This window comes from Candidatus Atribacteria bacterium (assembly GCA_011056645.1).
GTDB classification, from domain to species: Bacteria; Atribacterota; Phoenicimicrobiia; order Phoenicimicrobiales; family Phoenicimicrobiaceae; genus Sediminicultor; species Sediminicultor quartus.
Genome location: DSEL01000073.1, coordinates 1 through 11,465, shown reverse-complemented (window position 1 = coordinate 11,465; position 11,465 = coordinate 1). Strand labels below are relative to the sequence as shown.

Below are 11,465 nucleotides of genomic sequence, written 5' to 3'. Positions count from 1 at the left end.
GTATTATATAGTATTATAGATATATTAGTATCAGCAAAAGAAGGAACAAATTTAAAAGAAGGAGCATATTTAACACAATGAGTAAAAGTAAAGTTATTTTCGGAAACTCAATCCTGATTAGAAAATGGAATTTAAGTAGTCTTTTTAAAGCAATTCGCAAGCAAGGTCCCGTTTCTCGAATAGAACTAGCTGAAATTACTGGATGTAGTGCCGGTACAGTGTCTAACCATGTTAGAACTCTGATTAAAAAGGGTTTTGTGGTTGAAACTAACAAGGGCATTTCTTCCGGCGGTAGAAAGCCAGTACAATTAATGATTAATCCCAACAAAGCTTATATTTTTAGTATTGAGATCGAGGTTAATCAGATAAAGATAGTCATGTTTGATTTAGAAATAAAAGTGGTCATGAAGAGCATCATCCCCATAATATATAAAGACGATTACAAGAAGACCCTTGAACAGATATTTTTTGAGATGGATAGGATGATAGAAGAAAAGCATTTAAAATTAAATGACTTCCTGGGGATAGGAGTAGCGGTGCCTGGCTTGATTGACAAAGTGAAGGGTATATTAGAATTTGCGCCTAATTTAGGATGGGAAAATGTCCATATTTCAAAGATATTTAAAGACAAATATGGTCTTCCTGTAGTTTTAAATAATGAAGCAAAAGCGGCAGCTATTGGGGAAAGAGGATCTATTTATTCTAAAATAAATAATATGGTATTTGTTTCTATTAACGAAGGGATAGGTTGCGGGATTTTTATAAATGGTAAATTATATAGAGGAGCAAGTGGAAACGCAGGGGAATTTGGGCACATTATTATTGATACTAATGGTCCCATATGTCACTGTGGTAATAGGGGATGTTGGGAGATATTTGCTTCGGAAAGCTATATTGTTAATAGGTATTTAGAATTACCTGGTAGCAATAAACAATTAACCAAGAAAGAGATATATCAATTAGGTAAAAATGGAGATAAAAAGGTCATTGAGATATTTAATGAAACAGGAAGAAATATAGGAATAGGATTAGTTAATATTATTAATGGACTTAGTCCTGAATTGTTAGTAATTGGTGGAGGAATTGTAGAAATAAAAGATTATATCTATAAGGAAATTATTAAAATACTTGAGGAAAGTGCTTTGTCTGTTTCCTACAAGAAAGTAGAAATTAAATTTAGTAAACTAGGCAGTTTAGCTGCAGTTTATGGGATGGCAGATTTAATTATTAATGAGAGCATTAAATTCATTTAATATAAGTTTCAGAAACGAAGAAGGTTAAACAATAAAATATTTTTTTACAAATCAATCAATATAATTGTCTTGCTGTTTAAGGAGTAAAAAAATGAAAGAAAATAAATCATTACATAGTATCTGTCGATGGACTTTTAATGCGGGGAAGGGTGGTTTTGTCCCGGATGATATGAGACCAGAATGGAATTCTAAAAATTTTAGTACTGTTGATATGATTAAGCTGGTAAAAAATAGAGTTGCTCCGAGATTACCGGAAAATATAGAGTTAGGGATTGAAGTGCATTACGATAATGAATTTAATGAAAAGAATAGTTCTGAAATTGCCGATGCTTTAGTAGATTCCAAGATATATCTGGCCATGGTAACTCCGGGAGCACATAAACCTTTTGCTTATGGTGGGATAGCTTCCTTAGACCCTGTAGAGAGAAAATCAGCAGAAGAATTCGGAGAGAGGACGGTTGCTCTTACTTATGGACCTCTCCGGAAAGCCTGGCATCCCGATCCCTCAAAATGGCCAACTTTTGTCCTTTGGAATGGTTCCTTTGGTTATGACCTTTCATCTATAGGAATTTCCCAAATGTATCAGCATCTTAAGGAGAGTATTGCAAAACTTTGCAAATATGAAGAAAAATTAGGAGGAAATCTCTATTTTGCCTTAGAACCAAAACCCAACGAAGGACATCCGGCTCTTTTAATCCCAACCGTTGCCAGTGCCCTGGTCTTTTGGAATAAATTAGAAGAAGAATTTAAAATTACTCGTAACAAAAAGGGAGTGAATAAAGAGTTTGGGCATTCAGAGATGATAGGGCTTGACCATGTATATGATACGGTTGAAGAGATAGATAACCATGCTTTAGTTCATATGCACTTAAACAGTCAGGGTTATAATGATGGTATCATTCTTGGCGGACCGGGGAAATATGATATCGACCATGGGACACGGGTTAATGGTATGAATATAGCCATAGCTGGTCTAATCCGGGAAGCAGGTTTTAATCGCTGGAAAGGCCACGATATGCAGGTAAGGCCATATGATAATGAAGAGCAGGGAATTGACAGAGTAATCAGAAGCGTACTAAGCTGGGAGGCCTGTGCCCAAGCTGCCCAAGAACTCGATAAAGAACAATTAATGAAATACCTCAATAATCGAGAGACCGCTAAAGCAGAGGATATGATGAGAGAATCTCTAATAAATGCTCAAAAATATTTTGATCGAATGTATAAAGAGTGATTATTAATAATATTAAGATTAAAAAGTAGGTGTTTTATGGGTTTTCTTTTAGGTTTAGATATTGGTACCAGTGGAGTAAAAGCTCTATTAGTATCAGTAGAGGGTAAGATTATTTCCAGTAAAATGGTTTCTTATCCCTTAGCAACTCCCCACTCTGGTTGGGCAGAACAATCTCCTGATGATTGGTGGGAGGCCACTGTAAAAGTAATAAAGGAAACACTATCTCATCATCCTATTGACTCTAACCAGATTAAAGGAATAAGCCTATCCGGACAGATGCACAGTTCGGTCTTTCTTGATGAAAAGATGGAAGTGATTAGACCGGCCATCCTCTGGAGCGATACCCGCACCTCGGAACAATGTAAAGAGATTTATACTATAGCGGGAGGATTGGAGCAGCTAATCCGTTATGTATCTAATCCCGCCCTGGAGGGATTTACCGCTCCCAAGATATTATGGTTAAAAGAAAATGAACCGGAAAATTATAAAAAGGTTAAACATATCCTTCTACCCAAAGATTATATCCGCTACAGGCTAACCAATGAGCTTTTTACTGAGGTCTCTGATGCTGCCGGTACGCTATTGTTTGATGTGATAAAAAAGAAATGGTCTACCGGCTTATTGGAAAAACTGGAAATTAATCAGGATTTACTCCCTACGGTGCTTAATTCATTCGATTTAGCTGGTAAGATAACTAAACCAATAGCCGAAAAGATCGGCCTTAAATTTGGAACTTCGGTAGTTGCCGGAGGAGCCGATAATGCCTGTGGAGCAGTGGGAAGTGGCATAACAGAACAAGGAAGGGTAATGATCAGTATCGGTTCCTCAGGGGTAGTCCTAGCCCAGACCAATAATCCGCAAGCTGATCAAGAAGGAAGGATACATCTATTTAATCATGCCTGTCCCGATAGCTGGTATATAATGGGAGTAATGCTATCAGCAGGTATATCCTATGAATGGTTAGAGAGAAAATTATTCAATAGCCGATTAAGCTATACTCAATTAGACCAGTTAGCAGGAGAGATAGAACCTGGCAGTGAAGGCCTGATCTTTTTACCCTATCTTTATGGAGAAAGGACTCCCTACAATGATGCCAATGCCCGTGCTGTATATTTTGGTATATCCGGCAAACATGACCAAAGACACTTTGTAAGGAGTGTCTTAGAAGGTGTAACATTTGGCCTAAAAGATTCTCTGGAATTAATTAAAGATAAAGGGGTTAAGATTAAAGAGATAAGGGCTACCGGAGGTGGAGCAAAAAGCAGGATATGGCAGCAGATATTGGCTGATATCTTAGGCAAGGAGATAAACCTTTTAAATGTAGAGGAGGGACCTGCCTTTGGAGCAGCTTTGATTGCCGGAGTAGGTATCGGCGTATATAGTAGTTTTGCAGAAGCAGTGAACAGAATTATTAAAGTAAAAAATACTATCATTCCCAGGAATCAAGCTACTGAAAAATATGATGACTATTATAAATTATACCGGAATTTGTATTACAATTTGAAAGAAGACTTTAAAAAATTAAAAAAATTATCCCATTCAATCTGATTTGTTTTCCTTCGTTTTATATCTTTCTTTCCCCAGATCTGTCGTTAGCGTAAAAATCGGAATCCATCCTTCTATCATGCCTATCTTCTGAATAAGATCTGAAAAATAGGAGCAGATAATTACTTTATGTTATCATACCGAGTATGGAGATAAATAAAAAGTGAAATTATTATACCTAAAAGACGTTGTTATACCCATGATAAACAATAATATTTATACAAATTATACAAAGCGAGAGGAAAAAGAGGGAGATTTTAGAAGTGATAATAAAAAAAATTGATACAGATTTTATGAGAAAATCATTTACCACAGAAAAGACAGTTCCAGATTATACAAGAGCAGTGGAAGAAATCGGGCTTTATGAAGATTGATAAAAATATGATTTGATAAAAAGAAGTTCCATAGGTTCGAGAAGCATTTTTTTAGCAGGTTTTTAAAAATTGTTTTTTTATTTGTCTTATCTATAGAAATAATATAAAATTAATACGTAGAAAAAAATAATTTAAAGGTGAGATGACATGAAAAAGAAAGAATATGACGTTATAATTATTGGTGCGGGACCGGCAGGGATTTTTACGGCCCTTGAGCTAACCAGGAAAAATAATCTTTCAGTATTGATATTGGAAAAAGGGGAAAAGATTGAAAAAAGAGAGTGCCTGATGAGAACTAAAAGCGGGGGATGTTTTCATTGTTCTCCCTGTGCAATAATTTCCGGATGGGGAGGAGCCGGCGCCTTTAGTGACGGCAAATTAAATCTATCCACTGAAATTGGAGGACAATTAAATAATTATATTGATAAAGACAAAGTAGCTGAATTAATTCAATATGCTGATGATATTTATCTCGAATTCGGAGCAGATAAAACTGTTTACGGAACAGAAGAAGGGGAGATAGATATTCTCAAAAAAGAAGCTTCTTTAGCAAAATTGAAATTAATACCTACCAGAATCAGGCATTTAGGGACAGAAAAATGTGTAGAAATATTAAAGAAGATGCAGGATTACTTAAAGCATAAAATTGATATTAAAACAGATACCGAAGTCAATAAAATCTTGGTGGACAAAGGAAGAGCAACAGGAATTGAGACGAAAAAAGGCGAGATAATAAAAGGAAAATATATAGTGGTTACACCGGGGAGAGCAGGTTCTGAATGGCTGAAAGAGCAGGCTGATGCTCTAGATATAAAAATAGCTAATAATCCGGTAGATGTTGGAGTAAGAGTCGAAGTTCCGGCCATAGTAATGAAGCGTTTAACAGATGCAGTATACGAGTCAAAATTAATCTATTATACCCAGATGTTTGATGATAAAGTTCGTACTTTTTGCATGTGTCCTTATGGGGAAGTGGTTACTGAATTTAGTGATAGCATCACTTCAGTAAACGGGCACAGTTACCAGGAGCACCGAACTGATAATACTAATTTTGCTGTATTGGTCAGCACGCATTTTACCGAACCCTTTACGGAACCGATTGCCTACGGAAAATATATCGCGCATCTGGCAAATATTTTAAGCGGAGGGGTTATTGTGCAAAGATTGGGGGATTTAGAGTTAGGCAGGAGATCCACACCGGACCGGCTTGCACATTCCATAGTAAATCCCACTTTAAAGGAAGCTACTCCCGGAGATCTCAGCTTTGTTCTACCCTATAGAATACTTTCCGATATCCTGGAAATGCTAAAAGCTATGAATAAAATTGCACCCGGAGTCTATTCTAAAGATACCCTATTGTATGGAGTAGAAGTAAAATTCTATTCTTCACGCCTGGAACTTTCCGACTGTTTGGAAACAAAAGTTACTAATCTGTTTGCTGCGGGTGATGGCGCCGGTATCACCCGGGGGCTAATTCAAGCTTCTACTTCAGGAGTTATCATAGCCGGCGAGATATTGAAAAGGAGAAATAAGAATAAATAAATTATGAAAATACTTTTAACTAATGATGATGGAATTTATTCGGAAGGTATTCAAATTTTAAAAAAGCAGTTGGATAAGATTGCAGAGGTTACGGTCATTGCCCCCGATAGAGAAAGGAGTACCATAGGTCATGCTATGACACTACGTAAACCTTTGAAAATGAGGAAAGTAAAAATAAACGGTGATTTTTGGGGATATTCCTTAGACGGTACACCGGCGGATTGCGTTATCATTGGTATATTGGAAATCATGAAAACCGAAAGGATTGATCTGATTGTATCAGGAATTAACTGTGGTCCGAATCTGGGCGATGACATTTTCTATTCGGGGACAGTTTCGGCAGCAGTGGAGGGAGCGATGAGAAATGTTCCCTCTTTGGCTGTTTCTATAGCCGGATTTGAAGATTTTAAATTTAAATCGGCAGCCTTATTTACTAAAAAAATAGCTTCCAAATTGATGAAAAATATTTTACCCGCAAATTTGGTTTTAAATGTTAATTTCCCCAATATCGATTATGAAGAAATTAAGGGAGTAGAGATAACCAGACATGGTAAAAGAGTATATCAGGATGAAGTGAAAATAATACATGACCCTCAGGGGACTACTCATTATTGGCTGGGGGGAGAGCTACCCGAAGGAAATATAGAACCTGATACTGATTTTGAAGCAATTTCTAAGAATGAGATTTCTATAACCCCGCTTTCTTTGGATTTAACTAATTATCAGATGATAACTAAAGTCAAGGATTGGGCAAAGAAATGGAATTTTTAAAAACTAAATTATAGTTCGGAGCAGAAAAAGAGATGAATGAACAGATATATTTAATATTAATTTTAATTTTTATCATTTTAGCCCTTTCCAGATTTATAGTAAGACTGTATCATACGGATAATACGAAAACTAAGGGGGCAATCTATTTTTTTCGTATGTTACTCGGATTTCTGATAGCCATGCTGGTATATGTCATAGTAGAAACCATCAGGGGGAATGATGTAGTAGACCGTTTTTTCTAAAATTAAATAGTAAATATTATTATAAGAGGAAGAGGCCTTATGGATTTTGAAAAAATGCGGGAAGAGATGATAAAACATCAGATACAGAGAAGAGGCATTAGGGATAAAAGGCTTCTTTCAGCAATAAGTAGTATTCCCCGAGAAAAATTTGTCCCGGAGGGAGAAAAAAACAGTGCTTATCTAGATTGTCCTTTATCTATAGGTATGGGTCAGACTATTTCTCAACCTTTTATGGTTGCCTTAATGACTCAATGCCTTTCCTTAAAAGGTGCGGAAACTGTTTTGGAAGTAGGAACCGGTTCAGGGTACCAGGCAGCGATTTTATCTAAATTAGCAAAAATGGTTTATACTGTAGAACGTCATAGTCAACTAGCGGATAGAGCAGAAAAAATACTTAAAGAATTGGAAATAAAAAATATAAAAGTTGTTGTAGGAGACGGGAGTAATGGTCTGGAGGAATATTCTCCTTATGATGGCATTATAGTTACTGCTGGGGCTCCGGAAATACCGCAAAGTTTAATAAAGCAATTAAGCGAAAAGGGAAGGATAGTCATTCCTGTAGGCAACTCTTTTTCTCAGGATCTCCTGCTGGGAGTCAAAGAAAAAGGCAAATTAAAAATATCCAATTATGGCGGATGTGTTTTTGTTCCCTTGGTAGGTCAATATGGTTGGTAGTATTAAAAATGGAGCGGGAAACGGGGTTCGAACCCGCGACCTTTGGCTTGGGAAGCCAACGCTCTACCACCTGAGCTATTCCCGCAATTATTTTGTCCCAGATATTATACCTAAATATTTATAAATTATCAACTAATATTTCTTATCGATTATAGCATATGAAGCGCATGAAGCAAAAGTAAAGAAGATAGGAAAATAAAAGAAAAAGATATTATTTCCCTTGTCTATTTACCTCTATACAGTTTAAACTAATGTAATGAAAATAAGTAAAAATTAAGAAAAAACAAAAATAAAAAGGAGTACAATTTATTGAAATATCATCCAAAGAAGAAAAAGAACAGAACGTTAAGAAAATTTTTATTATTTTTAATAATAATTATAGTTTCAATTAGTTTAATTGATGGGATTGATTTATTTAGAAATAGAAATAAAATACTATCCGGAGTATCTGCTTTTAGTGTTAAATTAGAGGGATTAAATAAAGAAGAAGCGCGAGAGATTCTGCAGCCCATTGCTTTAAAAATAGTAGAAACTCCCAGAATATTTATATTCGAAAATCAGGAAATAAAAGTTTTTCCTCATCAAGAACTGGGAGCTTTCATTGATTTAGATCAGGTGGTGGATGATGTTTACAGTGTTGCTCGTACCGGAAATGTTTTCAGGCGACTAAAGAACAGAATTGTAGTGGGGAGAAAAGGATACGAAGTGCCGTTTCAGACTGAATTCATTTCCCAGAAGTTTGATAATTTTCAAAATAAGATAAGATCTCTAATCGAACGTATGCCTGAAGATGCTTATATGGAAGATAATAAAATTATTGAAAGTAGAATAGGAATAAAGCTTGATTCAGAAAAATACAAAGAAGAAATTCAGGGATCACTAAACAGTGTAAGTGAAGAAAAATATACTATCAATTTACCGGTAATTACAATCGATCCCCGAGTTACTACTCAAGATATTTTGGAAGAATTATCAATTAACCAAGAAATAGGGACATATTCTACTTCATTAGAAAATAAAGAAGAGAATACTATATATAATATAAAATTAGCCTCTGGAGTGATAAACGGTATTGTTGTAGAACCACAAAAGATTTTTTCTTTTAATAAATATGTAGGCCCCGCTGAAAAGGCAGACGGATATAAGGAAAGCACTATCATTGCTAATGGCGTATTTGCAAATGGTTATGGCGGTGGAATATGTCAGGTATCAAGCACTTTATATAACGCAGTTCTTTTAGCTAATCTACCCATTGTAGAGAGGTATAATCATTCAGTATACGGAGAGGCAACCAAATACGTTCCTTTGGGCCAGGATGCAGCTATATTTTACGGATTTAAAGATCTAAAATTTAAAAATAATTCAAACCATGAGATAGTAATTTTTTCAAAAGTTTTAAAAGATGTATTACAGGTTAGTATCTTTGGCGGAAATGAAAGTAAAACAGATGTGGAAATTATTAGCAAAGATAAAAAGGTAATTGATTATCAGATAATTAGAGAGAAGGATCCTAAATTAGGGGTTGACCAAAATATAGTTTCTCAAGAAGGGGTACCGGGTTATCAGATAAAAACTTACCGAATTGTTAGAAAAGACGGAGAAGAAAAGAGAGAACTTTTAGCAGAAGATATTTACAATAGTGTGCCGATGATAGTTAAGGAAAATTAGTATATATAAACGAGTCAAATAAGTTTGATCCGCAAAGGGAATAAGTAAATGACAAAGAACCGCACCCCTATACATTTTCTTAAAATAATATTTATCTTATCAATATTGCTATTTTTTTGCTTCTCTCAAACTGCTTTACTGCATACTACTTTTGTTGAATATATTTGCGAAGGAACAGATTATGAAACACCTGTCTACATTATTAAAACTGATTATAAAGAACCAGTTATAATGGTTGTAGCCGGAACACATGGTAATGAAAAAGCAGGTATCATTGCTTCTGAATATTTAAAAGACAATTTAAACATTGAGAAAGGCACTTTGATTATGATACCCAAAGCAAACATTTTAGCTTGTGCAAAAAACGTAAGATGTTATCCTTCTGATATTAATCTAAACAGAGTTTATCCCGGAAATTCCCAGGGAAATTCCGTAGAACAAATAGCTTATGAAATATTTGATTTGATAAAAAAATATAATGTCAAATTATTAATTGATCTACACGAGTCGATAGAATTTTACCATAGGAATCCTAAAAATTATGGCCAGACTGTGGTTATCGATTCCGAAGATGAAAGCTTGGTGGACTTGGGTTCCTTTTTGGTTGAGGAGATGAACCGGGAAATTCATGAGAAGGATAATAAATATCAGCTTTTAGTGGACTCGATTAAAGGCAGCATTACTTATTGTGCTCATAATCAGCTCGGAATTCCTGCTATAACTTTTGAAACCTGTAGAAAATTACCCTTGTCATTTCGAAAGGAAGAGCAAATTAAGCTTGTAAAAATAATATTGTCTAAGTGGGATATGCTATGTATATCCCCATAAAAAAAAGGGGCCAAGTTTTAGCCCCTTTGAGTATTTCTCTTTTCTATCTCGAATTATATGAACTTGCCTTTAATTGTTATTTGAAGTATTTGAAGTATCCTGAGTATCATTGGTGGTAGTTGTCTCTCCTGAAGAGGTTGTCTGCTCGGTAGAGTTTGAGGGAGTTGGTTGGCTCTCTTCTGAAGAAGATTTTTTTAATGCTTCAATTTCTGCGTCAAAATCATAATTATAAACAATAACAGCTTCTTCTTTTAATTTTAAGAGAAGTGCTGTTATCGATTCATTTTCTTTTTGGGATCTCAAAGTATTATTAATTTGCGCTTTTGCTTCTTCAAAGGTAGGCGAATGTTCTTCTTTCTTCTCTTCACATTTGATAATATGATAACCGAACTGGGTATGTACTACATCACTAATCTCCCCCGGTTTCAGCGAAAAAGCAGCATCTTCAAATTCTTTTACCATCTGACCTTTCGCAAAAAATCCCAGGTCTCCACCGCTTGGGGCAGAGGGACCTGTTGACTTCTCTTTTGCCAATTCCGCAAAATCGATTATTCCTTCTTTAAGCTGTTTAAGAAGCATATTTGCCTCTTCCTCGGTTTCTACCAAAATATGCCGGGCATGAACTTGTTCTGGTTCAAAGAGGCTTTCTTTATGGGTATTATAATACTCTAATAATTCCTCATCACTAACACTTACTTGATTTTTGGTGTTCTCTAAAACAGAATTTATCATTAATTGTCGTTTTATGTCTTCTTTAAGTTTAGTGAGGGTAATATTATTTGCCTTTAAAGCTCCATCGAATTCTTCGGGAGAAGAAAAATTATCTTTAATTTGGTCAATTTGTGAATTAATCTGTTCATTTGAAATCTTAATCTTCTCTTTTTGAGCTTGCTGGTATAAAAGTTCATAGTCAATTAGTTGATTTAATATATTTTTTTTAAAAGATGCAATTGCAGCTTGATCCAAACTGGAAAGGGTTTTATCATCATATTGAGAGATAGCGTTCAAAAAGGCATTTTGTAGTTGGTTAGAAGTAATTCCTGACTTATTTACTTCGGCAAGGTAGTAGCTTTGCTTTTGATTACCGGAGGACTTATATTGGCCTAAGCCATAAAAAATTGAGATGCCAAAAAAGGTAACCAAGGCAATGATTACATATTTCATGTTTTTTCTTAATGCTCGCAACATAGTATATTTTAATTCTCCTTTTAATTTGATTTTAAAATCATTAGTTAATTTCCTGAATAATTGAATAATAAATGATCAGTATTAAAATATCTAATCAGGTAAATATCTTTTCTTACATTTGGTATTAGAAGTTAGACTTGTCATTAAT

The 11,465-nt window shown here is 35.0% G+C and carries 10 protein-coding genes and 1 tRNA gene; 9 read left to right on the top strand and 2 right to left on the bottom strand.

Translation table 11 applies throughout. The features are described from left to right. Positions 1-77: 77 nt before the first annotated feature. The 7 genes from ENO17_03070 to ENO17_03040 all read left to right on the top strand — a co-directional run bounded on the left by ENO17_03070 (position 78) and on the right by ENO17_03040 (position 7,633). Positions 78-1,253, top strand: coding sequence for an ROK family transcriptional regulator (locus ENO17_03070; GenBank protein HER24018.1), 1,176 nt, complete (start codon positions 78-80; stop codon positions 1,251-1,253). Between the two features lie 91 nt (positions 1,254-1,344). Beyond that, the gene (locus tag ENO17_03065) at positions 1,345-2,484 is read left to right on the top strand and encodes a xylose isomerase (GenBank protein ID HER24017.1); all 1,140 of its coding nucleotides are present in this window, start codon (positions 1,345-1,347) and stop codon (positions 2,482-2,484) included. Positions 2,485-2,520: 36 nt separating this feature from the next. After that, complete coding sequence (gene xylB / locus ENO17_03060) at positions 2,521-4,032, top strand: xylulokinase (GenBank protein HER24016.1); 1,512 nt, start codon at positions 2,521-2,523, stop codon at positions 4,030-4,032. A 518-nt stretch (positions 4,033-4,550) separates the two neighbouring features. Next, on the top strand, positions 4,551-5,945 hold the full coding sequence (locus ENO17_03055) for an FAD-dependent oxidoreductase (protein HER24015.1): 1,395 nt from the start codon (positions 4,551-4,553) through the stop codon (positions 5,943-5,945). Positions 5,946-5,948: 3 nt separating this feature from the next. Then, positions 5,949-6,716, top strand: coding sequence for a 5'/3'-nucleotidase SurE (surE, locus tag ENO17_03050; protein ID HER24014.1), 768 nt, complete (start codon positions 5,949-5,951; stop codon positions 6,714-6,716). A gap of 32 nt (positions 6,717-6,748) precedes the next feature. After that, the gene (locus tag ENO17_03045) at positions 6,749-6,958 is read left to right on the top strand and encodes a hypothetical protein (GenBank protein HER24013.1); all 210 of its coding nucleotides are present in this window, start codon (positions 6,749-6,751) and stop codon (positions 6,956-6,958) included. Positions 6,959-6,997: 39 nt separating this feature from the next. After that, positions 6,998-7,633, top strand: coding sequence for a protein-L-isoaspartate(D-aspartate) O-methyltransferase (locus ENO17_03040; GenBank protein HER24012.1), 636 nt, complete (start codon positions 6,998-7,000; stop codon positions 7,631-7,633). Positions 7,634-7,642: 9 nt separating this feature from the next. Here the strand turns inward: ENO17_03040 and ENO17_03035 are convergent. Then, positions 7,643-7,718: transfer RNA gene (locus tag ENO17_03035), tRNA-Gly, on the bottom strand. A 224-nt stretch (positions 7,719-7,942) separates the two neighbouring features. On the opposite strand from ENO17_03035, the gene ENO17_03030 reads away from it, so the two are divergent. Further along, the gene (locus tag ENO17_03030) at positions 7,943-9,301 is read left to right on the top strand and encodes a hypothetical protein (protein ID HER24011.1); all 1,359 of its coding nucleotides are present in this window, start codon (positions 7,943-7,945) and stop codon (positions 9,299-9,301) included. Between the two features lie 48 nt (positions 9,302-9,349). Next, complete coding sequence (locus ENO17_03025; protein HER24010.1) at positions 9,350-10,129, top strand: hypothetical protein; 780 nt, start codon at positions 9,350-9,352, stop codon at positions 10,127-10,129. Between the two features lie 69 nt (positions 10,130-10,198). Here ENO17_03025 and ENO17_03020 read toward each other — a convergent pair whose 3' ends face one another. Then, a complete protein-coding gene (locus tag ENO17_03020) occupies positions 10,199-11,317 on the bottom strand; it encodes a peptidylprolyl isomerase (protein HER24009.1) in 1,119 nt (372 codons plus the stop codon). Between the last annotated feature and the right edge of the window lie 148 nt (positions 11,318-11,465).